Origin of the sequence: Flavobacterium tyrosinilyticum (assembly GCF_023656565.1) — a bacterium.
GTDB lineage: Bacteria > Bacteroidota > Bacteroidia > Flavobacteriales > Flavobacteriaceae > Flavobacterium > Flavobacterium tyrosinilyticum.
Genome location: NZ_JAMOKG010000001.1, coordinates 1,600,141 through 1,626,573, shown reverse-complemented (window position 1 = coordinate 1,626,573; position 26,433 = coordinate 1,600,141). Strand labels below are relative to the sequence as shown.

Here is a 26,433-nt window from a genome sequence, read left to right as displayed (position 1 = left end):
TCTAAAATCTAAAATCAATAATCTAAAATCAACCCACCCATGCGTTGGACCTTAAAACCAAAACCTTCTGAAGAAAAAGTCAAACATTTGGCGCAAGCCTTAAATGTAGAAGATTTTGTAGCAACGCTTTTGATTCAGCGCGGTATTGAAACTTTTGATGAGGCGAAGAATTTCTTTCGTCCTTCTTTAGAACATTTACACGATCCGTATTTGATGAAAGATATGGATAAAGCTGTTGCCCGAATTGAACAAGCCATTCAGAACGAAGAAAACATCTTAGTTTTTGGCGATTACGACGTTGACGGAACAACAGCCGTTTCTTTGGTATCTTCGTATCTAAAATCGCATTATCCCAACATTGCCACTTACATTCCCGATCGCTATGCCGAAGGTTATGGCGTTTCCTACAAAGGAATTGATTATGCAGATGACAACGGAATTTCTTTAATTATCGCTCTAGACTGCGGAATAAAATCGATTGATCATATCGCCTACGCGAAAGCAAAAAACATTGACTTTATTGTTTGCGATCACCACCGCCCCGGAGAATTTCTTCCAGAGGCCGTGGCTGTTTTAGATCCAAAAAGAGAAGACTGCTCCTACCCTTACGATGAATTGTGCGGTTGCGGAGTTGGTTTTAAACTGATTCAGGCTTTAGGACAAAATCGAAATGAAACGATTGAAGATTTAGTTCCTTATCTAGATTTAGTAGCTACTGCAATTGCTGCAGATATTGTCCCTATTACGGGAGAAAATCGTGTTTTAGCACATTTCGGATTGAAAGTTATTAATAGCGAACCAAGACCTGGAATTAAAGCTTTAACACATCAGGTAAAAAAGAAAGTTCTCGATATTACCGATGTCGTTTTTATTATTTCGCCAAGAATTAATGCGGCAGGAAGAATCAAACACGGAAATCACGCTGTTGAATTGTTAACCGAATTCAATTTTGAACAAGCACAGCAATTTGCTTCAGAAATTGAGCAATACAACGCAGATCGAAAAGATTTAGATAAAAAAATCACCAAAGAAGCTTTTCAGCAGATTATAGAAAACAACGAAGAAGAACGTTTTTCGACCGTTGTTTTCCAAGAAGACTGGCACAAAGGCGTAATCGGAATTGTGGCTTCAAGATTGATTGAAACGTATTATCGTCCGACTTTGGTTTTCACTAAAAGCGGCGACAAATACGCAGCTTCTGCCCGATCTGTAAAAGGTTTTGATGTTTACAATGCTTTAGACGCCTGCGCCGAACATCTGGAACAATTTGGAGGTCACATGTACGCTGCAGGAATGACTTTGAAAGCAGAAAACTATCAAACTTTTAAAGATGCTTTTGAAAAACAGGTTTCTGAAACTATTTTACCCGAAATGCTTACTCCAGAAATTGAGATCGATGCCGAAATCAATTTCTCCGATATAACACCCAAATTAATTCGAATTCTAAAACAATTCGAACCTTTCGGACCTCAGAATATGACGCCTGTTTTTATGACTGAAAATGCTATTGATACAGGTTACGCTAAAACTTTAGGTGCAGAAGAAGAACATTTAAGGCTTTTTGCCAAACAAAACAACTCAGACGGAATCGCTGCGATTGGTTTCGGATTAGGGAAAAAACTGAATATTGTAAAAAATCAAAATCCGTTTCAATTGGCATATTGCATTGCCGAAAACGAATGGAACGGAACTGTTTCAACACAGCTTATGCTGAAAGACATTAGAACAAATGGAAGAAATTAAATCCAACAAACCCGATCCTTATCAGGCGCTTCGATATAAAGAATTCAACATATTTTTATTATTGCGTTTTGCCATGGTTTTTGCCTGGTCTATGCAATTTATTGTTATTGAATGGGAAGTGTATAGTTTAACCAAAAACCCACTTTCTTTAGGAATTATTGGTTTAATGGAAATTATTCCTGCCGTTTCAATGTCTTTGTTTGCAGGACACATTGTCGATCAAAGAGAAAAGAAAGGCTTATTGGTAAAGTGTATTTTAGGATTTTCAGTAATTAGTTTTGGACTTTTCTTATTGACTTGGCCAAAAGTTGTTGGTGGCTGGTCTACACATGTTATTTTGTATTCGATTTACGCTTTAGTATTTTTTGGCGGAATCGTTCGTTCTTTTATGGGACCGACTATTTTCTCTCTTTTATCGTTGATCATTCCTAAAAAAGTATATCCAAATGCTGCAACTTGGAGTAGTTCGGTTTGGCAGATTGGAGCCGTTATGGGACCTGCACTAGCTGGATTCTCTATTAATTGGATTGGTGTTCACTGGTCCATGTGTTTGGTTTTTGGATTTTCAATTCTTTCGTTAATTGCCTTATCACAAATCAGCCAAAAACCGATTGTAAATCCGAAAATGGGAGAATCTATAAAAGACAGTCTTATGGAAGGTTTGACATTTGTATTCAGAAACAAAATTGTTCTTGGTGCATTATCACTCGATATGATTGCTGTCCTTTTTGGAGGTGCCGTTGCATTATTGCCTGTGTTTGCACAAGACATCTTGAAAGTGGGTTCTGAAGGTTTCGGAATTTTAAGAGCCGCTCCTGCTGTAGGTGCTTTTATCACGATGCTCATTTCGGCTTACGTACCTTTGTATGAAAATGCAGGAAAGAAACTTTTAATTGCCATTTTTGTTTTTGGTTTATCCATCATCCTGTTTGGATTATCGACTTATTTCTGGCTTTCTGTTTTCGCCTTATTTTTAAGCGGATTGGCTGATGGAATTTCAGTGGTAATCCGTCAGACTATTCTACAGCTTAAAACTCCAGATCATATGCGCGGACGCGTGGGTGCCGTAAACTCGATTTTTGTTGGATCTTCAAATGAATTAGGTGCTTTTGAAAGTGGTGCAACTGCCAAATTGATGGGAGCTGTTACTTCTGTTGTTTTTGGAGGAAGTGTTACACTCTTAACTGTAGTTTTTACTGCATTGAAATCGCCAACATTTAGAAATTTAGATTTGAAAAAAGATATGGACGATCATCATAAATTAGAATAGATGAAGTCGTTTTTTCTTTCTTTATTTCTAATATTTTCCTTTTTTGCGGAAGGACAAAATCTTTATGTCAAAACTTACGGAAACGAAAAAAATAAACCGATAATTTTCATTCACGGAGGTCCTAGCGGCAACGCAACCTTATTTGAAGGAACAACGGCTCAAAAACTAGCTAATCAAGGTTTTTATGTTATTGCATACGATAGAAGAGGCGAAGGAAGATCTGCAGACCCAAATGCGAAATTTACTTACGAAGAAGCTTTTCAGGATCTAAATTCAATTTATACAAAATATCACTTAAAGAAAGCTATTATTCTGGGGCATAGTTTTGGCGGTTTAGTTGCGACACTTTATACCAATAAATATCCGCAAAATGTAAGCGCTTTGGTTTTGGCTGGCGCTTTATTTTCTCAACAGGAAACTTACGATCACATTTTAAATACGCTGAAGAAAAAGTACAGCAACGATTCTGAACAATTAAAAAAAATCAGCATTGTTGAGAATCTAAATAAAAACTCAGCCGAATACAGAAAAGGATGTTTTGAACTTGCTGGTGAAAATGGCTTTTTTAAAATGCCAAATCCGACAGCAGAATCTAAAAAGCTTTATTCTGATTATGAAGCTGGAGAATTTTATAAAACGAATATTCGAAATAAAAATGCACCATTGGTTTTTTATCAAAATGAAAAACAAAATAACATCGATACGCGCGCGATTTTAAAGAAAATCAAATCTGCTGGAGTTCCTATTTATGGAATCTACGGAAAAGATGACGGTATTTTTTCATCGGCACAAATTAATTCTCTTAAGGCAATTACTGGAGAGAATCACTTTACTTTCCTTAATAATTGCTCGCATTATTTATTTGTTGACCAACAGGCAGCATTTATTTCTAAGCTAAAAAATTGGCTGAAATAATCTTATTATGAGATAGAATTTCATAAAAAAGCAAAATCACAAATACTTTATAAACAGCTAAAAATCAAATAGTAATGTTGGTTTTTAGCTTTTTTTTATGCTTTTCTTAGTCAAGTATTAATACAAACAGTTCGTATCTTTGTGGCCTAAAAAAATTGCCATGAAAGACATCGAGCAGATATACCGAAACGATTTTGGAATTTCATTTTATTGGAAAGAAGGCAACCAAATTATATCAGATAAAATCCAGTTGCTTTTTAAACAAATGGGATTTTATTTTTCAGTTGAGGAATTAAATGAATTTCACGATTTAATTGAAGACTGCGTAACAGACCATAATGATTATGATGCACGTGGTGTAAAACGCGCCTTCGATAAATTTTTATTGAAAACACCATATGTTGCTATAGATTTAGAAATATCACCAATGGAATTAGATTCTATAAAAGACTTGGTTGATGGTTCATTATTTCGACTTAATCTTAATGAATATATTTACGGTTCGGGTATGAACTAAAATTTTCTCAACAAATATTCTTTTTCAAACTTTTATGATTTTTTTATTTAGAATTAATATAAATAATATTTATATTTGTTGAAATAAAAGGATTTACGATGAGAGAAATTGAGCAGATATATCATAACAACTTTGGAATAGCTTTTTACTGGAAAGATCACAATACTACGATTTCCGACAAAGTGCAATTGGTTTTTAAAGAAACTGGCTTTTATTTTACGGTTCAGGAATTAAATCATTTTTGCGATTTGATTGAAGACAGCATGATAGAAAATGCTTGTTGTGAAGCATGCGAAATGAAATATTCTTGCCATAAGTTTTTATTGAAAACACCTTGCAATTCTATAGATTTGGCTGTAAACATGACCGAATTAAAATCAATTAAAGATTTGGTTGAAGGTTCTTTGTTCAAAATCGAACTGGATGAATATGTTTATGGAGTTGGCATGAATTAAGAAACATTCTAAATATTTTAACAGCATTTTTTCATTATTGAAATATATTTTGATTCAATTCAAAAAAAAGTATATTTACAGCAATGAAAAAAGCTGTATTTCGACTAACTCTTACACTTCTGGCAATTCTCGTTGTAGGTTGCAACAACAAATCTGAAGAATATATTGATCCTCGAGGAACCGATTATGCAGGTTCAGAAAGCTGTATACAATGTCATAAAGTAGAATCTGAAATGGCATTCAAAAGTTCGCACTTTAAAGCAACTTCTCCAGCAATTTTAGGAAACGTTTCGGGCGATTTCGATGCTAAAAATCACACATTCATTTACGATAAAGACACCAAACTAGTCATGGAAAAACGTGGCGACAGTTTGTACCAAGTTGTTTATAAAAACGGCAAAGAAACAGCCAAATACAAATTCGAAATTGTATTCGGAACCAAACACGCACAAACTTCTGTTTACTGGAAAGACAATAATACATACGAGTTGCCAGTTTCTTTTTATCACTCTATAAATAACTGGGCAACAAGTCCAGGGTTTCCTGCAGACAAACCTTATTTTGACCGTATGGTGGTAAAAGACTGCTATTCTTGTCATGCCTCAAATGCGAGCAGCCGAAGCGTGAATCAAAATTCTGAAGAAAGAAATATGATGTCTATGGATGTTGAAGATATCATCAGAAAAGAAACCATTGTTTACGGAATTGACTGCGAACGCTGTCACGGTCCTGCTAAAAAACATGTTGACTTTCATTTAAAAAATCCGAACGTAAAAGTTGCCAATAGTATTACCAGTATAAAAACCTTAAGCAGACAGCAAAAGTTAGATGCCTGCGCTTTATGCCACGCAGGAAACGATGGCATGAAATTAAAATCTCGTTTTGAATTTAAGCCTGGAAATAATTTATCGGAGTTCTTTCGCGAAACCAAAAGCATTAATGACACAACAAATTTTGATGTTCATGGCAATCAATATCGATTGATGGCGCAGAGCAAATGTTTTATAAAAAGCGATAAAATGGATTGCATTACCTGTCATAATCCGCATGAAAATGCTTCTAAAAACTTGGCTTCGTATTCTAAAATCTGTATGAGTTGCCATCAAGGTTTAAAGCACAAAGAAACCACTTTAAAAACAATGCCAGAGCAATTATTGGCAAGCAATTGTGTAGAATGCCACATGCCGAAAAAAGCATCTGGAGCAATTAAATTTCAGCTTTCAAACAGCAAACAACTTTCAGAATACATTTTGCGAACGCATAAAATCGGAATTTATCCGAATGCAAAGTAATTATTTTTCGAATTTTTTAAGCTCGAATTTTTCGCCGTCAAAAACACCGTAAGTAAAATAGCCGATCCAATCGCCAAGATTGACATACTCGGAGTTTTCTCCAACTGGAATAATCATGGGTAAATGGCGGTGTCCGAAAATGAAATAATTGTAATGTTTGGTTTCTAGTTTTCGTTTGGCGTATAAAACCAACCATTCGTTTTCTTCACCTAAAAACTTTACATCTTCGGCACCAGAAATCAGTTTATTTTTTACTGATAAATATTGAGCCAAACTTACGCCAACATCTGGATGAAGCCAGCGGAAAAGCCATTTTGAAAACGGATTGGTAAAAACCTTTTTCATTCTTTTATAACCTTTATCACCAGGACCTTTTCCGTCTCCGTGACCAATTAAAAAGGTTTTTCCGTTAAAGGTAAATTCTTTATTATCGTGATAAACCGGAATATTCAATTCGGTTTCAAAATAATCATTCATCCAAAGATCATGATTTCCGACAAAAAAATAAATCGGAATTCCGCTGTCGCGAATTTCAGCCAGTTTTCCTAAAATACGTACAAAACCTTTTGGAACAACCGTTTTATATTCAAACCAAAAATCAAATAAATCTCCCAATAAAAAAATTGCTTCAGCATCTTCTTTAACCTCATCAAGCCAAGCCACAAATTTCTTTTCACGCGGTAAACTCAATTCTGGAGTTGGCGCACCAAAATGCTGATCTGAAGCAAAATATATTTTTTTCATTTAGAGTTTTAGATTACTAGACTTCTTAGAATTTTAGACTTTTGTCTCTCTGAGCGAAGTCGAAGAGTTTGGAATTTGGAATTTAAAAAAATTGAATTTTAGATATTATCCGATGCGTACCATTCTGCAAAAGACGATTCTGTTTCCTGAAGTTTTAATGAGAAAAGAGAAATTCCGGCAGGAAGACGATTTTTAATTCTTTCAGCAAAATCAACCACCATATTTTCGCTCGTTGGCTGATAATCTACTAAGATAACATGATGTCCGCGGTTTTTCAATTCATTTGCCAATTCGATATGCGGAGTTGTCTGATTGAAAACTGTAGCATGATCAAACTGATCGACGATTTCTTCTTTTACAATTTTCTTTAGGTCAGAAAAGTCAATCACCATTCCGAACTTTACATTCGATCGGTCTGTAATTGGCGAACCAATAACTGTTACCGATAATTTATAACTGTGTCCGTGAACGTTCTTGCATTTTCCGTCGTAACCGTACAAAGCGTGACCGGTTTCGAAACTAAATTGTTTTGTAATTCTGATATTACTCATCGATTTTTAATTTTAAGCTTGCAAATTTACAAATTAATTGCCGTTTTTAGCTCTTTTTTTAGCACGAGTATACATCCACAAAGCAATTCCGCCCAAAACTAGAAACGGAATGAAAGATCCAATGACAACGCCAATTTGATAACCGCTGTCTGGAGCATCTTTAATTTTCTCTGCAATGTCCACTTTTTGCATTAACGAAATAATAGTCATGTTCAATAATTTATATAGTGAAAATTTGATTTTAAAACATTTTTCAAAGCTATGCTCCTATTTTTCTAAAATCAATGACTTATATCATACCTATTTTTTAAACTGCAGCAAAGCATTTTTAGTGAAATCAGACAAAACCAATTTACCCGTAATGGCAGCACGTTCAAATAAAAGTGATTCCCATTGTTCTGTTCCTTCCCAAATAATCTTCTTCATTTCACAAAGCGCTTCAGGATTATAAGAACTCAGTTTTTGAGCAAAACTTTCAACCTCAGCATCCAAATTTTCAGCGTCACATAAAACCGAAAAAAGCCCTTTTTCAAAAGCCCAATTTGCCGATTTCCATTCGTGAGCCGCTAATGTCATTTGTGTCATTGCTGTTTTTCCTATTTTTCTAGAAACGGCTGGTTCAATTACGAATGGTCCAATTCCGATTGCTAATTCCGATAATTTAATATCACTTTGCGGAGTTGCAAAAACATAATCGCAAGCCGAAATAATTCCGACACCGCCTCCAACAGCCTTTCCCTGTACGCGTCCAATTATAATTTTGTTGCAATTTCGCATAGCATTGAGCAGATGTGCAAAACCTGAAAAAAACTCTAGACCTTGCTCTTCACTTTCAACTTTCAAAAGTTCATCAAAAGAAGCTCCCGAGCAAAACGTTTTTTCTCCTTCACTTTTCAGAACAATTACCGAAACATCTTCATTTCGACTTAAAGAATTAATTTCAGCTGTAAGTCTATTTAACAATTCACGTGGAAAAGAATTACTTGCAGGATGACCAAATTGTACAGTTGCAATAGTATTTTGAAAAGAAGTTTCTAAGCTTCCATTTGTATTTTCTAGGCTCATAAAAATTACATTTAAAGGTAAAGTTACGCTTTTGAAAATAATTCCTCTGAAACTTCTACAAATTTGTTTTTTGAGAATTATTTGACTTTATTTGTTAACGCTTTGGGGGATTAGCTCATTTGGCTAGAGCATCCCGATGAAAAATCGTGAGGGTGACAGTCCGAATCTGGTATTTTTCAAAAACAAACGGGGGATTAGCTCATTTGGCTAGAGTACTTGCCTGGCAGGCAAGGGGTGACCGGTTCGAATCCGGTATTCTCCACAAAAGTCAAAAACCCTTGTAAACTTTTGTTTTACAAGGGTTTTTAATTATTTAGATTATTTAAACCTCATACTACTCATATTCAAAAACAGTAATATCGGTTGTATAATTAAATCCAGCTGCGTCATATTTTATTAAGTAACCATCTTCATCATAGAAATATTTCGGAACTGCCTCAAATTGTGACTGCCAGTTTCCATTAGATAAAATTTTTGCAGAAATTTTTGTTACATGAAGATATTGATTATCCAATCTATAATACGGTTCTTTATTATAAACTCCAGCTTTATTACGATCAAATGTATATACTACATAACTTGTCAAAGTTCCAGTTTTATCCTCATTAACAGTATACCAGCCTTTAATGTAACTCGTATCATCTGGATAAGTATATTTATAATTCATTTGTAAAACATCATGAATGTAAAAATAAACATCGCTAATTCTATCTTGGTCATCATAAAAATACTTATAACTTACAAAACCGTCTTTTTCAATTCTTTTATCAATCAAGCCTTTATCATTATAAGTGTAACTACTCCCAAATGCGTAAGACGAGATCATTTCATTTAACGAACCATTCTCATTATATGCAAAACTAAAGCTTTCTGGTGTATTAGTGTTACCATTATTTGTATATACTTTAGCGGCTTCAATTTTAGTAAGCTGTCCTAAATTATTATACTTATAAACAAGTTCATAATCTCTTTCTGTCTTTTTGTTTAAAGCCGTTTCTACAGTGTCATATAAATTTTCTGAAGGCAAATCTTTATATGTTGCAGCATCTCTGTCAAGATTATATTGATAAATTTTGCCCATATAATTTTGAGCAAACTTAGTAGATCTGACTAGTCGTTTTCTTGTTTCACTGCTTTTTGAAGTTTTAGATGAACTAATATTTACAATAGCAGGTTTCATCATTTCTGACTTAGGAAGAACAGGTTTAGGCTTTACTGGATCTACGGGTTTTGGATCTACAGGAACTACAACTTCGGGCTCTACAGGTGGTTCATCGGAAGAACAGCTAATCACTGTAAATTGAAATAAAATGGTAAAAACTAGTAGTAAATTAAGTAGTTTTTTCGTCATATTGATCGATTATTTAGAGCACTAATATACTATTTATCTATTATACCAATTAGATAATTATCTTATTTTTATACTCCTATCTTTCAATTTTCACTTATTTCTCATTAGCAGCATCATCTGCATCAACTCTATCTTTCTCAGCTTTTTTAAAATTGTTGTTTAGCAAATTTTCTAATTTCTTTTTCTCACGAAGATTTTTTCTGATTGTTAGCACGACAAGAATAACTACCAATATTGCTACAATCGCTATTATGTTCCAATTGACATCCATAATTAAAATTTTAATTAAAGTAAATAATTAAAAACATCTTTCATGTTATCAAACAGTTAAGTGTTTTGTCTTTTATAAAACCTATTTTTCATATAATAATATTCTTTGAAGGATATTTCTTTGAAAAACTGTTTTCTATTTTTGCATGAGACAAAATTCAAACCACTATATTTTTAATAGTTTATCAAACATTTCCAAATGGATCAAACCTTAAAACACAAAATATTCTCATTCATAAAGAAACCTCTTATAATTGCAGTTTTACTTTTCGTTTTTACTTTAATTGAAATATATTGGGCAATGGGAAGCTTTTCTGACAAAATATCAAGTGGCTGTTTAGATTGTTCTTTTTTTGATGATGCTTATTTAATGACTTTATTTTCTACTGTTTTCTTATCCATAGTTTTTCTGGCTCTTTCTTTCATTAAAAACAGTATTTTAAAAGTTATACTTCAATTACTAATCTTAATTTCTGTTTGGTTTTTCTGGAATTACACCATTTTTGTAGATCGAGAATCTGCTTGGAGCACTTATCTATTTAAAGAAGAAATAATGTATACTCTTAAATTTTCCTTCCTTCCTATTTCAATTTTATCTATTGTTATAGTATCTACTTTAGACTATATCCTAAGAAAATTATGAGCTCGGGAAAAAAAATACTTTTACGAATCTATTTCATTATTTGTGTACTTTTTGTGCTGGATTGCCTTTTATATTACTTTCAAGCAATCAGTCTTCGCGGTTATTATAGTGATGTAGTTTTATCATGGCTCTGGCTGATAAGCAATTTTGTAATAATTATTGTTTTTTGGAAAAAACTCTTGGCAAAACTTCTTTTTGCGGCGATAACAATAACATTTGCAATTAGCATTATGGCCATGATGATGCCTTTTTTCGCCTTATTGCTTTCAAGTACATCTTTAGGTTTATACCAAAACAAAGATTTGAATAAAAATTACAGAGCGCAAATTGTGGGTTATAGTGCAATGGGTCATCCATGGCTGGAAGTAATTGAGAAAAAAGGATTGTTAGAAAAAAGAATTATCAAATGCACCGACTCTCAGCTTATGAATGACAATCTGGATATCAAAATCAGGACGGCAAAAGATATTATTTTTAGAAGTGAAACCGATAGCACGCTGACTTTGACTCTCTTTTACGGCGGACCAAACAAAACTATTACTTTCGATAAAAACACAGGAAATAGTATTGCAATAAAAAACAATTAAAGTACTTTCGTACATAGCGAACCCCAAAATCAAATTTAAATAATGACAACAAAATCGTTTTTATTATCAGCCACTTTTTTAATTCTATTATCTGCCTGCAATAAAAAAGAAAATACCACAACAACTGCACTTCATGAAGTGACAGAACACGCAGAAACTGAAACCGATACTCTTCAAAATGAAGAAGCTACAAGAAAAGAAAGCATCAATTTATTTACAATTACTCCAAAAGACAGCAGCGATGTTGCTTTTGTTTCTCTTTCGGATATTTATCCTGTAAACGACGAAAAAGATACTCTTGCTTTACCAAACATCCAAAAAATAGGAAAGTACAATGCGGTGTATTTCACGTTTGACAAAAACTATAGAAAAAGATTTTTGTCTAAAACCAACATATCAGAAACCGATTCTGTTTTCATAATCGATTATGCTAAAAACAAACACGTTTCTTTTGCTGTAAAAAACCTAAAAACCGCCGCGATGTTAAATGGTTATTCTTCTGAAGAAGATTGGCCTTATCAAAATTATGATTTTATGATTGGGTTTGAAATCAGCAAAAAATATTTAAGCGGGTTCAGCGAATATTATAGAGATGGTTTGGTATATGTAGGTAAAGAAAATCCGTTTTCAAAAGAACGTTTGAAGCCTATTAAGTGGGAAAAAATTGCAAAAAAAGATTATCCATCAAAAGCAATGAAAAATAACGACCGTACTTTGCTAAAGAACACAGTAACAGGGAATACGTATTTTTTTAAAACAGAAAGCTATGAGTATTTTTTACAAGACTACTTAGATAGCAATAAAATAATTTATGGCAGACGTCTTTTGGTTGTCGATTCTAAAACGAAAAATGTTATAATCGAAAAGCTTTTTAGCCAAAGCGAAGGCACATCTCCTGCTCCATTAAATTATGAAAATGGAGATGATGCTGTTGAACAATGGACAGGAAAACTTTTTAAAAATAAACCTGAAGTTGTTTTTGGTTTCGAATATATGTCTTTTGGCTGCCCAAATATTTCAATTATTGATAAATCTAATGAGGAGATTTTTCTGCAATGCGATAATCGTCATTAATAATCATTTTCAACAACATCAATTCTACGACAACTATGGAACAAATAAAAATACGCATTACCGAATGTGAACTTGAATACGATGAAATAAAAGAGTCGTCTCCAGCTTCAGACGAAGAAATACAAGAATTGACTTCTTATTTTTCTCTGCCTTTACCTGAAGAATTAATACACTTTTATAAAACCATTGGCGGTATCGAATCTGATGAGATTTTTTGTATTTCTTCTGCTCAAAATCTAACCCAATACATGAAACAGAGAGCCGATTTTACCCATAATTCTACAGGTATTATCGATATGATTATTGCTTATTGGGGAAATGACAGACCAGAACTTCAGAAATACAAATTGCTTACTCTAGAAGAAACTGAAAAAATAAATTCAAACTTTCAATGTATTGGCTGGATGACATCTGAAGAAGATATAGAGGAAAGTAGCGAATATGTTATTTTTGATCAAAACGGAAACTTTACCAACATTTATTGTCATCAGGATAATATTAAAGCTACTACAGATCAATTACTGGATTTTTTAGAATCTGGTCTTCCCGAAAGATCTCTTGAAAATGTTTTGGAAGAATTATTTGAACGTGCCGAAGGAAATTTAAGCCGTTGGGATTAAAGGGCAATCTATTCATTATAACAAAAAGCCATTTCTGGAAATTAACAGAAGTGGCTTTTTTTACATTATGCCCTATTGTGTCATAAATAAAACTTTTAAGATCCAAATTCTCTATTTACGTATACAATATTTGCATTTCAAATCGTTCATCTTACGGCTTAAAATTCATAAAATGTAATTACAAAAGAGAAAAACATGCCACAATCATTATACAAAGTATATGTGCATCTAGTCTTTAGCACAAAAAGGCGTTATCCATTTATTGATGACAATCTGAAAGAAAAACTATGGGCCTATCTTGGAGGGATTTGCAAAGGTTTAGAATGCAATCCTATTCAAATAGGAGGACATGATGACCATGTTCATATTTTATGCCTGTTGTCTAAAAAAATTACGCAAATGAAATTAGTTGAAGAAGTAAAAAAACAATCGTCAAAATGGGTAAAAACAATAGATTCGCGTTATGCAAACTTTTACTGGCAGGACGGTTATGGTATTTTTTCTGTTAATCCTTCTCAATTAGATATAGTGATAAAGTATATTAAAAACCAAGAGGAACATCATAGAAAAAAAACATTCAAAAAAGAACTTTTAGCCTTTCTAAACAAATATAATGTTGAATATGACGAACGTTATCTTTGGGATTAGGCTTTCGCCCTTTCAGGGCTAACTCTCTATATTCATATTCATATCGGGTTACGCCTATTTTCAATAGCGCGTTGCACTATTCTGTTGGTTTTGCTCTTTCAGAGCTATTTTTAGTTGTAGGCTGAAAGCCTAAAAGACATCAAGATAGTGCAACGCACTATCTCACAGCGCTATCTCGCAGCGAGCACTATCGCAACAAAAACCCCATCCTTATCGATCCATAAAAATATCCCGAATTAGTATCAATTCCAGGATCATTCAATTCTCTTCCTCGATAAAGAAAAGAATAAGAAATATTAAAGTTGTTGTGTCGGTATTTTAAACCTGCTTCGGCATTAAAACGAAGTGGCTCCAACTCAAAAGTAATCGGACTTGTGTCATTAAACATGCTTCCTTCAATTGTGGCATCATAAAACTGATAGTTGACACTTGGCGCTGCGTAGAAATAAAATTCTCTAATGTTGGGTTGAATTTGTGTACTTATCGAAGCATCGTGCATATTAGAGTCATAAATTGGCAGTAATTTTTTAAATCCGAATCTAGCCATAAATCCTGTTGAAATTCCTGAAAAAATCGTTCCCAGATTACCTTCCGACTGCCAATGAAGATCTACAAAATCATTATGTTTTGAAGGAAACATTTTTTTAGAATAAACAGCGTGAGCCTGCACCCCTAAAGCATTATGAATCTGATTTTCCCAGCCATATACTTTTTTGTAGCCAATTATTTTATGAAAACCTTCCTGTAATTCCTCACCCAAAGCATTCGGTCCAAGAAAACCAATTTGAAAATCGGTCTTTAAAACCGATTCGCTCTTATAAAAAAAGCTTTTTCCTACTTCAGCAAAAAGATAACCTGCAAAAGGACGATCGTTTACCGTAACGGCTTCTTTGTTTAAAAACCTCGGATTGTAAAGATACTGCCCAATTCTAAATTCGGTAATTTCTTTATTGATTTTCGGATTATCATTTTTTGATAAAAAGCGATAAAAAAGCTCCAAACCATTGGTATAATACATATCATATTTAGACGATGTATATAAATCGTTATCAGATATAAAACCTATTTCTGCAGTTTTTCCTTGTCCAAAAGTGAGCGTTACGGTCAATATTAGAAAAGCAAAAAGCGATTTTTTACTTTTTCTTTTCTTCTTTTCCATTATAATTGATTTTTCCAACGTAACGCATCTCACGTACAATTCGTTCTTTTCTTCTATTGATATAACTTGAAGATCCTGTAGCTTTAAATTTTCTTGGATTTGGAAGAATCGCTGCAATTCCTGCTGCTTGCATTGGGGTTAAACTCGAAGCATCTCTACGGTACCAATGTTCTGTTGCTGCGTAAGCACCATAAACTCCATCTCCCATTTCGATACTGTTCAAATAAACTTCCATAATGCGCTCTTTGCCCCAGATAATTTCAATCAAAATCGTAAAATACGCTTCTAAACCTTTACGGAAATAACTTTTTCCTTGCCACAAAAAGACATTTTTGGCCGTTTGCTGGGAGATCGTACTTCCGCCTCGAATTCGGCGTCCGCGTTCGTTACTTTTATATGCTTTTTGTAATGCTTTAAAATCGAAACCATTGTGAGTTAAAAAAGTTCCGTCTTCGCTGGCAATAACTGCTTTTTGCAAATTCATTGAGATTTTCTCAATCGGTTCCCAGTCATGGTCAAAATAAACTTCTTTTCCTGCCATTTTATTTTCGATTGCACGAATGAGCATTAATGGCGTAAATGGTACAGGAACATATTTAAAAAATATAACCGACCCGATAGAAATTCCAAAAAACCATAAAGCGGCTTTGATAAAAAACCATTTCACTTTTTCTCCAAAAGAACGATTCGATTTTTTTGAAGCCGAAGTTTTAGGTTTTGGTTTGTTTGTAGTTGTTTTTGGTGCCGGTTTTTTGGTTACTTTCATTCTATTAAATCTGCTAATTCTGTTCCTATTAAACTGCCTATCGCGACTCCCATTCCGCCTAAACGCACTCCACAGAATACATTTTCAGAAAGTTGGGTTACGACGGGATTCTTACTATTTCCGATTCCCATGATCCCACTCCATCGGTGCGCAATCTGAAAATCCTGATTTGGTAAAATTACATTTTTCAGTAAATCTTCCAATCTATTTTGAATAATTTTCGTCTGTCCAAATTCAGTAGTTGTTTCTCCTTCAAAATCAAGATTTCTTCCTCCTCCTAATAAAATTCGATCATTAATATTTCTAAAATAATAATAGCCCCGATCTAAATGAAACGTTCCTTTGATGTCTAAATTGCGAATGGGCTCTGTAATAAGCACTTGCGCTCTCGCCGGTTTTACAGCACCTTTTGTTAGTTCGCCAGCAAAGCCGTTGGTGGCAAAAAGCAGTTTTTGGGTTTTAAAACTAAAATCGTTTACTACAACTTCGACCTGATTTCCTTCATCGATATACGATTTTACCGTTTGCTGATTTAAGATTAAAATATCTGCAGCAATGGCTTGCTTCAGCAATTCTTGCATCATATTTCCAGTATCGATCTGTCCTTCAAATGGATTAAAAATTAAATACTCGTTACTATTTCCAAATCCAAAACGGTCTACTTCTTTCGAAAAAACATCAGCTTTAAAAAGTGGTTTTAGAATTTCATTGATAAACGGAATTTTCGAAATACATTCGTTAAATCCAAATTCATCTTCTTTCAAAAATAATTCATATCCCCCGTGAGGTTTAAAATCGATTGCCACGTCTCCTAATCTTTTTCGGAGCAATTGCAAACCTTTCCATCGTTTTTCTATAAGTCCCACAACATCTTCTTCTGAATGTATTTTTAGGTCATCCATAATTTCAGACAGACTTCCGAAACAAGCAAAACCAGCATTTTTGGTACTTGCTCCTTGAGGCAACATTCCCCGTTCAAGAACCAGAATTTTTGCAGCAGGAAATCTTTCGCGTAAGCGTAATGCAGTATGCAAACCTACTATTCCGCTTCCTACAATAGTATAATCAATATTCGTAAACCAATTTTTGAGTTCCCAGTAGCTTAGTTCCATAAATTTTTTATTCTAAAAAATAAATTCTATTTTTTTAAACTCCAAATTCCAATCTTGGGTTAAATTACAAAACTAAATGAAATCCCAAATATAAAATCTCAAATTCCAAGAAGTGAAACTATATAAACTTTGGAATTTGGAATTTCTTCACATTGGAATTTTAACATTTTTTGGGATTTGGATTTTAACAACTTGGCCTTTAAATGTTGTATTTTTAGCACCACAAAAAAAAGAATAATTTGATTATGAAAAAAGTAGTAGTAACAACCTTAATAATGATGAGTTTAAATGCTATCGGACAGAATGTAATGTCTCCGGAATTGTTATGGAAATTAGGACGAGTAACTCCACTCGGACTTTCGAAAGATGAAAAAAATATTGTTTACAAGGTTTCAACACCTTCTGTTGCCGATAACAAATCGACTTCTAAACTTTATATTATTCCAGTAAACGGAGGTAATGCCACTGAAATCAAAGACACAAAAGACATTTTAAAAGACAAAAATATTTCTCCTGAAGGAAAATTTGTTGTTTACAATGATGAAGTAAAAATCGACAAAGTTTTAGGTAAAGATTTCTACCCAAGCCTTGACAAATCTGATGCTCAAATCTATGATGGATTGGATTACCGTCATTGGGATACTTGGAACGAAGGTAAGTTTAATCACGTTTTTTATAAAGAAAACAAAGACGGAGCAAAAGGAACCGACATCATGAAAGGTGAAACTTTCGATTCTCCGCAAAAGCCTTTTGGTGGTGACGAAGATTACATCTGGTCTCCAGACAGCAAAAGCATTTTTTATGTGTGCAAGAAAAAAGCAGGAACTGCCTACGCGATTTCTACCAACACAGACATTTATGAGTACAATTTAGAAACTCAAAAAACAACGAATAAAACTGAAGGTAATTTAGGTTACGATACGGCTCCACAATTTTCGCCAACAGGAAATTTGTCTTGGCTACAAATGAAACGCGACGGTTACGAGTCTGACAAAAACGATATTATTGTCGAGTTTAAAGGAATTAAAACTAACTTAACTGCAAATTGGGACGGAACTGTAGATAATTTTATTTGGAGTAAAGATGGAAAAACGGTATTTTTTGTAGCTCCGGTTGACGGAACAAAACAACTTTTTTCGGTTAATTTTCCTGGTTTAACTAAAATCGCCATCAATGTTCGTCAATTGACTAATGGAGATTTTGACGTAAATGATTTAGTTGGTTTTGCTGGCGATGAGATCATTGTTACAAGAACTGATATGAATCATGCAGGTGAGATTTATTCTTTCAACTTAAAGAAAAATACTTGGAAACAAATCTCAAATGTAAATACAGATACTTATAAAACTTTAGCGTTAAGCAAAACTGAAAAACGTTACGTTACCACAACCGACGGGAAAAAGATGTTGGTTTGGGTAATTCTTCCTCCAAATTTTGATGCTTCAAAAAAATATCCAACTTTATTATTCTGCCAAGGTGGACCACAAAGTCCGTTGACACAATCGTATTCTTTCCGTTGGAATTTCTCTCTAATGGCAGCTAAAGGTTATGTGGTTGTTGCGCCAAATCGTCGTGGAATGCCAGGACATGGTGTTGAATGGAATGAGCAAATTAGTAAAGATTGGGGCGGACAAGTTATGGACGATTACCTTTCTGCAATCGATGATGTGGCAAAAGAAAGTTATGTTGACAAAAGCCGTTTAGGTTGCGTTGGAGCTAGTTATGGAGGATATTCTGTATTTTATTTAGCAGGAATTCACAAAAATCGTTTCAAAACATTTATTGCTCATGACGGAGTTTTCAACACTGTTTCTATGTTAGGAACTACTGAGGAAGTTTTCTTTAATAATTGGGATTTTGGTGGGCCATATTGGGAAAAAGATAATGCTGTAGCACAAAAGGCTTATACAACTTTTAATCCTGCAACTCTGGTTCAGAATTGGAACAAACCAATTTTGATTTTCCAAGGAGGAAAAGATTTCCGTGTGCCAATCGGGCAAGGACAGGAAGCTTTCCAAGCCGCTCAATTAAGAGGAATCAAAAGTAGATTTGTTTATTTCCCAGATGAAAATCACTGGGTTTTAAAACCTCAGAACGCTCAGGTTTGGCAAGGCGAATTCTTCAAATGGTTAGATGAAACTTTGTAATACATAAAAAGAATGTTTGACAGCCGTAAATTTACACAATCTACGGCTGTTTTTTTTTGCAGACCTTACAATTATGTAACATTATGGGTAGATTTACTCTTCGTAAAACAGATTTTTTTAGATAAATTGCAATATTTTAATAATACCCCCATTCCCTCAAATCTTTCAAGCAAAATATGGAAACAAAAAGAAGCTACACCGCAATTAAAGTTTTATTCAGCTATGTTGCATTATTGGCTTTGGTTGTTACAGTTGGATGGTTTCTTTATTCTGAAAATGTAGTTTACAATAAACTGGAAGATAAGATTGCTTTAGAAAAAAACAAAATTATCAGAGTCAGCAGATTGTATTCTAATGTTTATAAAACCGAAAGTTTAGCAAGGCAAACCATTCAGAACAACTCCGAAAAAGATTTTAAAAATTATCTTATCGAAACCGATTCTCTTCGCAAACGTATCGATACTTTAAAGCAAGTTGTTACTACCGAATATCAAAAAACACTTCTAGATAGTGTAACATATTTTTTGTCTGAAAAGACAGAAAACATTAAACAGTTAAGAGAAATCAAGAATAAAGCAGACGATGAAACTTCTGTAAACAATGCTATTGATGAAATCACGAAAATGGAGTTCAATTTGAGAAAACTCGAACTTCAGGATTTCACTAAAAACCCAAATCAGTTGGGGAGTTATCAGCGAAGTGTTTTACAGCAATATGTTGATTATTTAAATTCGAACATTCCAGACGACAGCACCAATACATTGAGCAAAAAAGCTTCAGATTCTATTTTGGCCAATTCTAAAAAGCTTTTGAGTTCTGTAAAAATAAAAGCCGAAAAGAAAAAAGAATCTTTAAATTTTGAAGAAAACAAACTGCTTCAGAATGAAATTGCAATTTCAGATCAACTTAGAAAAATACTTCGAATTATTGAGCGAGAAATCATTATCAATTCGATCAAAAACAATTCATTAAAAGAAAAATCATTAAAAAGAGTCAACGAAATTGTAACGGCTTCGGCAGTTATCGGTTTATTGCTGACGGTTTTTTTCTCGATTCTAATTGTAAGCGATTATTCAAAATCTCAATTGTATAAAAAACAGCTCGAAATCGCGAATTTCAAAACCAAAAATCTGCTAAAAAGCCGTGAACAATTAATCTCGACAGTGAGTCACGATTTAAAAACACCTTTGAGCACCATTGTTGGTTATTCTGAACTTTTAGGAAATTCAGACATCAATACGAAGCAATCCTATTTTATTAAAAATATTAAAAACTCGTCTGAATATATTACGCAATTGGTTCAGGATCTACTCGATTTTTCGCAGATCGAAGCAGGGAAAATTTCTATAGAAAAAGTTCCATTTTCGTTGCCGGAAATCATTGAAGATGTGGCCAGAAATATTCAAACGGTTTACAAGCAAAAAGACATTGATCTTATTATCAATGTAGACGAACAATTTCAGAAACGTATTGTAGGCGATCCATTTCGTTTAAAACAAATCTTGACTAACATTATCGGAAATGCTTATAAATTTACCGAGGAAGGCCATATTCGAATTGCCGCTTACATAAATGACGATCAGTTTTTTACCATTTCAATTCAAGATACCGGAATTGGAATTGAAAAAGCAAATCAGAAATTGGTTTTTGAAGAATTTGCCCAAGCGAATGAAAACATTGAAAAGAAATATGGCGGAACTGGTTTAGGGTTATCAATTTGTCAGAAGATCATTTCTATTCTGGGCGGCAATTTAACTTTAGATAGTATTTTTGGAAAAGGAAGCACATTCCTTATTAAACTGCCTTTATTATTCGATAATAGCCAAAACTTTACTGCAACCGAACTAAAACCTAAGACGGCAAAAAGCAGTAAAACACAAACTTTTATTGTTGTTGATGACGACATTAATCTTTTGAATCTAACAAGCGGGGTTTTAAAACAAGAACAGCATAGGGTTTATTCTTTTACTAATCCGGCAAAAGCTTTAGCAACGATTGAGACCACGCCTTTTGATTTTGTCATTACTGATATTCAAATGCCAGAAATAGACGGATTTCTATTTTTAGAAAAACTTCGTGAACTTCCAGATACCATTTTTAAAAATCAGCCTGTAATCGCATTGACTGGCCGCACCGATTTGGATCTTTCAGTTTATAAAAATGCTGGTTTTACAACAGTTATAAAGAAACCTTATTCGCCAAAAATTTTGCTCGAGACGATTCAGCATATTTTAGATCATGAAGAAATTCCGATAACTGAATATACAGAGAATGCAAATGAAAATGCTTCTCAAATATATTCTTTAGAAACTTTGAAAGATTTTCTAGGTCAGGATGAATCGGCTTTGAAAGAAGTTTTGAAGTCTTTTATAGAAACATCGATCGAAAATTTAGGTTTTTTAAAAGCTGCCGTTCAAGAGAAAAATCATGATGAAATAAAATCTATTGCGCATCGTATTGCTCCCATGTTCAAGCAAATTCAGGCAAATGAGATTGGCGAAATTTTAAAAAATTTAGAAAAAGAAGATTTAAATACAATCGATATAAAAGCAACGTACGCAGATTTATCTGAAAAAGTAGAAGTCCTTTTTAAGGAATTGAAACAAGAGATTTAATGAAGCAATAAAAAAGCAGTCTTAAAGAGACTGCTTTTTTTATTCGATATTATATTGTTTCAATTTATTGTAAAGTGTTTTTCTGGTAATCTTCAGCAGTTTTGCTGCTTCAGATTTATTATTTTGCGTTTTTGACAAGGCACTAATAATAGTTTCTTTTTCGTTTTCAGACAATGAGAAAACTTCGGCAGTTGCGGCAGGCTGATTTTGGATCTGAAAAAATTCTGCTGGAAGCACATCACTTTCTATAAAATCACCACGAGTTAAAAGAGTGGCACGTTTTACACAGTTTTGCAATTCTCGTAAATTTCCTGGCCAAGAGTAGTTCTGAAAAATAGAAACCACTTCTGGAGAAAACCCAATAACATCTTTATGCAATTGCTGATTGGCTTTTTCTAAGAAATAATCTGCAAAAACCATTAAATCTTCGCCTCGATCTTTTAAAGATGGTGACTGGATTGAAAATTCATTGATTCTATGGTATAAATCTTCTCTAAAATCGCCGTTTTTTACTGCCTCGCGTAAATCTTCATTGGTAGCCGTAATAATGCGTATATCGACGTTTATTTCTTTATTGCTTCCAACGGGTTTGATTTTTCTTTCCTGAAGTGCTCTCAATAACTGAATTTGATTTTCGTATGAAAGATTTCCAATTTCGTCTAAAAACAAAGTTCCGCCATTGGCAGCTTCAAAATATCCTTTTTTATCATTGATTGCTCCAGTAAAAGATCCTTTTAGATGTCCAAAAAATTCGCTTGCAGCCAATTCTTTCGGAATCGCTCCGCAGTCTACTGCAATAAAATTATTGTCTTTTCTTCTGCTTTGCTGATGAATGCTTTTAGCAATGATTTCTTTTCCTGTACCGCTTTCACCAATTATTAAAACTGACATATCTGTCGGGCTTACCAATTGAATATGATCTAGAAGTTTTTTGGATGCAACAGAAATTCCTTTTACAAACTCATTGTCTCCCGATGAAGCCTGCTTTTTTACTGTCTTTTTTTCTTTTACAGGAGCTTGTTCTTCTTCCTCTTTTGGTGCTTGTAGTGCATTGGTAATTACAAGAAGAACCTCGTCTGGATTAAATGGTTTAGAAATATAATCTGCCGCTCCATTTTTTATGGCTTTAACAGCAGTGTTTACATCAGAATATCCTGTCATTAAAATAACCGGAATATGTGGGTGAGAATTTTTAAATTCAGACATAAGTCCGATACCATCAGAATCAGGCAAGCGAAGGTCGGTCAAAATCAAATCGAATGATTCATTTTTAACTGCTTCACGCGCTTCTGTTGCTGAGAAAGTAGTGGTTACCTCATAGGCTTTTTTGATTAGAAATTTCTCTAATAATTTACAGAACGCAATATCATCTTCTATCAGTAATATCTTCGGCATTTGTTTGTAGGGTCTTTTTGCTAAAATAATATTATTAAACTTGTTATTTCATAAAATTATGCAAAATATGTAAAAAAAAAGAGATTGCACAATGCAATCTCTTTTTCACCAAAAACATAAATCTAAATTCACCTAATTATATCTTCAACCAGTTACCATTGACATCTGAGTAAACAGTAGCCTTTTGGTCTCCAACTGATATTTCTAGTTTGTACTCTTTTTTGTCATTGACAAATGCTTTATCCAGTTTTGCTCCTGGATAAGCTGTCTGCAAAGCTGTTTTCACAGGTGCAGGCACAGCATCTACTGTAACCTCTGTGTATTCTGACTGAATAGCTACAGTTGCTTTAGTGTTTGGAGAAACAGGCAATACATTTGCGTGTATTGACATAGTTCCTAGAACCACTATTGCTGATAAGATTAGTTTTTTCATGATGCTGATTTTAATTATTTCTTAATGATATTTCCAGAAGCATCTGTAAAAATAGTATACTTCTTTTCTCCACTTGAAATCTCAAGTTTGTACTCATTTTTCTCGTTTTTATAAGCTTTTTCTAGCTTAGTATTCGGGAAAGATTTTTCAAGTGTAGATTTTACAGCGGCCGGAACGGCATCTATAGCTACTTCAGTAAACTCACTTTGAACGAATACTGATTGAGAAATCGAAACTGCTGGAAGAACCATAGCATTTACTGTAAAACTTCCTAATACAATCGCTGCTGATAAGATTAACTTTTTCATAATATTTAGTGGTTTAAATTATTTTTTAAGAATGTTACCAGAAGCGTCTGTATAAACGATCGATTTTTCACCTCGAACGGTTATCTCAATTTTGTACTCCTTTTTATCATTTACCCATGCTTTCTCAAGCACTACACCAGGATAAGCTTCATCTAAGCCTTTTTTTACGGCTGCGGGAACTCCATCTACTTCTTTGTATCCATCCTGATCATTTACTGTCTGCACCATTAAATTGGTTGCAACAGGGGTTTCTGCGTTCATCGACAAACTGCCTAAAACAATTGCTGCCGATAAGATTAACTTTTTCATAGTAATAGTTTTTAAGGGTTAGACTTAATTATTTTTTAATCCAAGTTCCATCTGCGTTAGCAAAAAGATTCCCTGATTTATCTCCAACAGTTACTTCAAGCTTGTATTCAGATTTTGTGTTTTTAAATGCTTTAGAAAGCACAGCATCTGGATATGCTTTTTTAAGAGCATCTGTAATTGCTGCTGGAACTTCTTCCAATTTAATTTCTGTATAATCATCTTGGATAGAGATTGTTTTTACGATTGTATTTGAGATTGGCGAAGTTGAAGCAAATGATGTTAAACCTCCCAAAACGATTGCGGCTGATAAAAATAAATTTTTCATGATAGTTGTTTTTTAATATAGTTAATTTGATCTTAGTATTCTTGATCCGGATTTTCACAAAACCTGATTTTTAGATTATTGTGCAATCCAAGTTCCGTCTGCATTAGCAAATAAGTTTCCTACTTTGTCGCCAACAGTTACGTCAAGTTTATACTGTTCTTTTTCGTTTTTATATGCTTTAGTAATTACTGCTTCTGGATATGCTTTTTTCAAAGCGTCTTTAATCGCAGCTGGTAATTCTTCTAATTTGATTTCTGTATAATCGTCTGCGATAGAAACTACTTTTACATTTGTATGAGTAATTGGAGTAGTTGAAGCAAATGAAGTTAAACTTCCTAAAACAATTGCGGCTGATAAAAATAAATTTTTCATAACGTATATATTTAAATTAATAGTTGTTTACGCTTTAAGTAATGAAATTATTATGCCGTAAAAGAAAAGAGCCATGCCAAAGACCGTAAAAACCTGTATTAAAAGACTTTACATCAAATATAACAAAAAAAGATAAAACGCGAAAGGTGTGTAAATGAGAAAAAAGGTGTGTAATAAGTAAACACTTTTAGTGTAACCTTTCGAAAGAAATTACAAATTTTAAAATCACAAATTCCAAGAAAGGAGTAAAAGTTCGAGATTTTGGGATTTGGAATTTATCCCCAAGTTTCGAGATTGGAATTTTGTAAAAGAAAAAAGGCTTCCAAATTTGGAAGCCTTTATAATTATTCTGGACTATTCATTTTAAATGTATCCATAAATGCAGTTGTATAATCTCCTGCAATATATTTTGGATCATCCATTAATTGTCTGTGGAAAGGTATTGTAGTTTTCACACCTTCGATTACGAACTCATCCAAAGCTCTACGCATTTTGCTAATAGCTTCTTCACGAGACTGCGCAGTTGTAATTAACTTAGCAATCATAGAATCGTAGTTTGGTGGAATGCTATATCCTGAATATACGTGAGTATCTAAACGAACTCCGTGTCCTCCTGGCATATGAAGCGTAGTAATTTTTCCTGGTGAAGGACGAAAATCGTTGTAAGGATCTTCAGCATTAATACGAACTTCGATAGCATGTAATTGTGGAAGGTAGTTTTTACCAGAAATTGGAATTCCGGCAGCAACCATAATTTGCTCACGGATCAAATCATAATCAATAACTTGTTCTGTAATTGGGTGCTCAACCTGAATACGAGTATTCATTTCCATGAAGTAAAAATTTCTGTGTTTATCCACAAGAAACTCTACAGTTCCAGCTCCTTCATATTTAATGAATTCAGCAGCCTTTACAGCAGCTTCTCCCATTCTTGCACGAAGATCGTCTGTCATGAAAGGCGAAGGTGTTTCTTCAGTTAGTTTTTGGTGACGACGTTGCACAGAACAGTCTCTTTCAGAAAGGTGACATGCTTTTCCGTAAGAATCTCCAACAACTTGAATTTCGATATGACGAGGCTCTTCAATAAGTTTCTCCATGTACATTCCGTCATTTCCAAATGCTGCAGCAGCTTCTTGACGCGCACTTTCCCAAGCTTTTAAAAGCTCTTCTTCTTTCCAGATTGCACGCATTCCTTTTCCACCACCACCAGCAGTAGCTTTCATCATAACTGGGTAACCAATTTCTTTAGCTACTTTTTGTGCATGTTCGTAAGATTCTAACAATCCGTCTGAACCTGGCACACAAGGTACTCCTGCCGCTTTCATTGTAGCTTTAGCAGAAGCTTTATCTCCCATTCGGTCGATCATTTCTGGAGCAGCACCGATAAATTTAATTCCATGCTCTTGACAGATTTTTGAGAATTTAGCATTCTCAGAAAGAAATCCATAACCTGGATGTATTGCGTCTGCATTTGTAATTTCTGCAGCAGCAATGATATTTGACATTTTCAAATACGATAAGTTACTCGGAGGAGGACCAATACAAACCGCTTCATCAGCAAATTTAACATGTAAACTTTCTGCATCGGCTGTAGAGTAAACTGCAACAGTTTTGATTCCCATTTCCTTACATGTACGAATTACACGTAGTGCAATTTCTCCTCTATTCGCAATTAATATTTTTTTAAACATCTTATTTTAATTAGATAATTAGACAATTTGATAATTAGATAATTTTAGATGCCTGA

The 26,433-nt window shown here is 33.8% G+C and carries 29 protein-coding genes and 1 tRNA gene; 14 read left to right on the top strand and 16 right to left on the bottom strand.

Annotation, left to right across the window (positions count from 1 at the left end):
- Positions 1 to 39 precede the first annotated feature (39 nt).
- From recJ to NCC77_RS07150, 6 genes are all read left to right on the top strand, one after another.
- A complete protein-coding gene (recJ, locus tag NCC77_RS07175; RefSeq protein ID WP_250834967.1) occupies positions 40 to 1,743 on the top strand; it encodes a single-stranded-DNA-specific exonuclease RecJ in 1,704 nt (567 codons plus the stop codon).
- A complete protein-coding gene (locus tag NCC77_RS07170; RefSeq protein ID WP_250834966.1) occupies positions 1,730 to 3,013 on the top strand; it encodes an MFS transporter in 1,284 nt (427 codons plus the stop codon). The genes recJ and NCC77_RS07170 overlap by 14 nt, the downstream gene beginning before the upstream one ends.
- A complete protein-coding gene (locus NCC77_RS07165) occupies positions 3,014 to 3,928 on the top strand; it encodes an alpha/beta fold hydrolase (RefSeq protein ID WP_250834965.1) in 915 nt (304 codons plus the stop codon).
- A 160-nt stretch (positions 3,929 to 4,088) separates the two neighbouring features.
- Entirely contained in the window at positions 4,089 to 4,445 is a 357-nt protein-coding gene (locus NCC77_RS07160; RefSeq protein ID WP_250834964.1) for a hypothetical protein, read from the top strand.
- Between the two features lie 98 nt (positions 4,446 to 4,543).
- Positions 4,544 to 4,900, top strand: coding sequence for a hypothetical protein (locus NCC77_RS07155; protein WP_111425144.1), 357 nt, complete (start codon positions 4,544 to 4,546; stop codon positions 4,898 to 4,900).
- Positions 4,901 to 4,983: 83 nt separating this feature from the next.
- Positions 4,984 to 6,192, top strand: a complete 1,209-nt coding sequence (locus NCC77_RS07150; RefSeq protein WP_250834963.1) for a cytochrome c3 family protein — start codon at positions 4,984 to 4,986, stop codon at positions 6,190 to 6,192.
- Here NCC77_RS07150 and NCC77_RS07145 read toward each other — a convergent pair whose 3' ends face one another.
- The 4 genes from NCC77_RS07145 to NCC77_RS07130 all read right to left on the bottom strand — a co-directional run bounded on the left by NCC77_RS07145 (position 6,193) and on the right by NCC77_RS07130 (position 8,552).
- The gene (locus NCC77_RS07145) at positions 6,193 to 6,936 is read right to left on the bottom strand and encodes a UDP-2,3-diacylglucosamine diphosphatase (RefSeq protein ID WP_250834962.1); all 744 of its coding nucleotides are present in this window, start codon (positions 6,934 to 6,936) and stop codon (positions 6,193 to 6,195) included.
- Positions 6,937 to 7,034: 98 nt separating this feature from the next.
- A complete protein-coding gene (locus NCC77_RS07140) occupies positions 7,035 to 7,487 on the bottom strand; it encodes a 6-pyruvoyl trahydropterin synthase family protein (RefSeq protein ID WP_201999534.1) in 453 nt (150 codons plus the stop codon).
- Positions 7,488 to 7,520: 33 nt separating this feature from the next.
- Positions 7,521 to 7,697: a hypothetical protein gene (locus tag NCC77_RS07135; RefSeq protein ID WP_008465178.1), complete on the bottom strand. Its 177-nt coding sequence runs from the start codon at positions 7,695 to 7,697 to the stop codon at positions 7,521 to 7,523.
- A 90-nt stretch (positions 7,698 to 7,787) separates the two neighbouring features.
- Positions 7,788 to 8,552, bottom strand: coding sequence for an enoyl-CoA hydratase/isomerase family protein (locus NCC77_RS07130; RefSeq protein WP_250834961.1), 765 nt, complete (start codon positions 8,550 to 8,552; stop codon positions 7,788 to 7,790).
- Positions 8,553 to 8,740: 188 nt separating this feature from the next.
- Between NCC77_RS07130 and NCC77_RS07125 the strand changes: the two genes are divergently transcribed.
- Positions 8,741 to 8,814, top strand: a tRNA-Ala gene (locus NCC77_RS07125).
- A gap of 72 nt (positions 8,815 to 8,886) precedes the next feature.
- Here the strand turns inward: NCC77_RS07125 and NCC77_RS07120 are convergent.
- Complete coding sequence (locus tag NCC77_RS07120; protein ID WP_250834960.1) at positions 8,887 to 9,903, bottom strand: hypothetical protein; 1,017 nt, start codon at positions 9,901 to 9,903, stop codon at positions 8,887 to 8,889.
- A 94-nt stretch (positions 9,904 to 9,997) separates the two neighbouring features.
- Positions 9,998 to 10,174: a hypothetical protein gene (locus NCC77_RS07115; protein ID WP_250834959.1), complete on the bottom strand. Its 177-nt coding sequence runs from the start codon at positions 10,172 to 10,174 to the stop codon at positions 9,998 to 10,000.
- Positions 10,175 to 10,372: 198 nt separating this feature from the next.
- Here NCC77_RS07115 and NCC77_RS07110 point away from each other — a divergent pair, with 198 nt between their 5' ends.
- From NCC77_RS07110 to tnpA, 5 genes are all read left to right on the top strand, one after another.
- Positions 10,373 to 10,816 carry a hypothetical protein gene (locus NCC77_RS07110; RefSeq protein ID WP_250834958.1) on the top strand — a complete coding sequence of 148 codons (444 nt, stop codon included), beginning with the start codon at positions 10,373 to 10,375 and terminating at the stop codon, positions 10,814 to 10,816.
- Between the two features lie 179 nt (positions 10,817 to 10,995).
- On the top strand, positions 10,996 to 11,403 hold the full coding sequence (locus tag NCC77_RS07105; RefSeq protein ID WP_250834957.1) for a hypothetical protein: 408 nt from the start codon (positions 10,996 to 10,998) through the stop codon (positions 11,401 to 11,403).
- A 42-nt stretch (positions 11,404 to 11,445) separates the two neighbouring features.
- Positions 11,446 to 12,477 carry an oxidoreductase gene (locus NCC77_RS07100; RefSeq protein ID WP_250834956.1) on the top strand — a complete coding sequence of 344 codons (1,032 nt, stop codon included), beginning with the start codon at positions 11,446 to 11,448 and terminating at the stop codon, positions 12,475 to 12,477.
- A gap of 35 nt (positions 12,478 to 12,512) precedes the next feature.
- A complete protein-coding gene (locus NCC77_RS07095) occupies positions 12,513 to 13,097 on the top strand; it encodes an SMI1/KNR4 family protein (protein WP_250834955.1) in 585 nt (194 codons plus the stop codon).
- Positions 13,098 to 13,292: 195 nt separating this feature from the next.
- Positions 13,293 to 13,745 carry an IS200/IS605 family transposase gene (tnpA, locus tag NCC77_RS07090; RefSeq protein WP_250834954.1) on the top strand — a complete coding sequence of 151 codons (453 nt, stop codon included), beginning with the start codon at positions 13,293 to 13,295 and terminating at the stop codon, positions 13,743 to 13,745.
- Between the two features lie 187 nt (positions 13,746 to 13,932).
- Here tnpA and NCC77_RS07085 read toward each other — a convergent pair whose 3' ends face one another.
- The 3 genes from NCC77_RS07085 to NCC77_RS07075 are packed head-to-tail and all read right to left on the bottom strand — an operon-like array spanning position 13,933 to position 16,782.
- On the bottom strand, positions 13,933 to 14,904 hold the full coding sequence (locus tag NCC77_RS07085) for a lipid A deacylase LpxR family protein (RefSeq protein ID WP_250834953.1): 972 nt from the start codon (positions 14,902 to 14,904) through the stop codon (positions 13,933 to 13,935).
- Entirely contained in the window at positions 14,879 to 15,670 is a 792-nt protein-coding gene (mtgA, locus tag NCC77_RS07080; RefSeq protein ID WP_250834952.1) for a monofunctional biosynthetic peptidoglycan transglycosylase, read from the bottom strand. Before mtgA ends, NCC77_RS07085 begins: the two co-directional genes overlap by 26 nt.
- Positions 15,667 to 16,782 (bottom strand): NAD(P)/FAD-dependent oxidoreductase, encoded by a 1,116-nt coding sequence (locus NCC77_RS07075; RefSeq protein ID WP_250834951.1) that lies wholly within the window; start codon positions 16,780 to 16,782, stop codon positions 15,667 to 15,669. The genes mtgA and NCC77_RS07075 overlap by 4 nt, the downstream gene beginning before the upstream one ends.
- A gap of 245 nt (positions 16,783 to 17,027) precedes the next feature.
- On the opposite strand from NCC77_RS07075, the gene NCC77_RS07070 reads away from it, so the two are divergent.
- Both NCC77_RS07070 and NCC77_RS07065 read left to right on the top strand, forming a co-directional pair.
- A complete protein-coding gene (locus tag NCC77_RS07070; protein WP_250834950.1) occupies positions 17,028 to 18,929 on the top strand; it encodes a S9 family peptidase in 1,902 nt (633 codons plus the stop codon).
- Between the two features lie 176 nt (positions 18,930 to 19,105).
- On the top strand, positions 19,106 to 21,544 hold the full coding sequence (locus NCC77_RS07065) for an ATP-binding protein (RefSeq protein WP_250834949.1): 2,439 nt from the start codon (positions 19,106 to 19,108) through the stop codon (positions 21,542 to 21,544).
- A 39-nt stretch (positions 21,545 to 21,583) separates the two neighbouring features.
- On the opposite strand, the gene NCC77_RS07060 is transcribed toward NCC77_RS07065, so the two are convergent.
- From NCC77_RS07060 to accC, 7 genes are all read right to left on the bottom strand, one after another.
- Entirely contained in the window at positions 21,584 to 22,939 is a 1,356-nt protein-coding gene (locus tag NCC77_RS07060; RefSeq protein WP_250834948.1) for a sigma-54-dependent transcriptional regulator, read from the bottom strand.
- A gap of 136 nt (positions 22,940 to 23,075) precedes the next feature.
- Complete coding sequence (locus NCC77_RS07055; RefSeq protein WP_250834947.1) at positions 23,076 to 23,372, bottom strand: PepSY-like domain-containing protein; 297 nt, start codon at positions 23,370 to 23,372, stop codon at positions 23,076 to 23,078.
- Positions 23,373 to 23,386: 14 nt separating this feature from the next.
- Positions 23,387 to 23,680, bottom strand: a complete 294-nt coding sequence (locus NCC77_RS07050; RefSeq protein WP_250834946.1) for a PepSY-like domain-containing protein — start codon at positions 23,678 to 23,680, stop codon at positions 23,387 to 23,389.
- A gap of 18 nt (positions 23,681 to 23,698) precedes the next feature.
- On the bottom strand, positions 23,699 to 23,989 hold the full coding sequence (locus tag NCC77_RS07045; protein ID WP_248728510.1) for a hypothetical protein: 291 nt from the start codon (positions 23,987 to 23,989) through the stop codon (positions 23,699 to 23,701).
- Positions 23,990 to 24,017: 28 nt separating this feature from the next.
- Positions 24,018 to 24,314 (bottom strand): hypothetical protein, encoded by a 297-nt coding sequence (locus tag NCC77_RS07040; RefSeq protein ID WP_248728511.1) that lies wholly within the window; start codon positions 24,312 to 24,314, stop codon positions 24,018 to 24,020.
- A 75-nt stretch (positions 24,315 to 24,389) separates the two neighbouring features.
- A complete protein-coding gene (locus tag NCC77_RS07035; protein WP_250834945.1) occupies positions 24,390 to 24,686 on the bottom strand; it encodes a hypothetical protein in 297 nt (98 codons plus the stop codon).
- Between the two features lie 344 nt (positions 24,687 to 25,030).
- Complete coding sequence (gene accC / locus NCC77_RS07030; RefSeq protein ID WP_095928349.1) at positions 25,031 to 26,377, bottom strand: acetyl-CoA carboxylase biotin carboxylase subunit; 1,347 nt, start codon at positions 26,375 to 26,377, stop codon at positions 25,031 to 25,033.
- Positions 26,378 to 26,433: the final 56 nt, after the last annotated feature.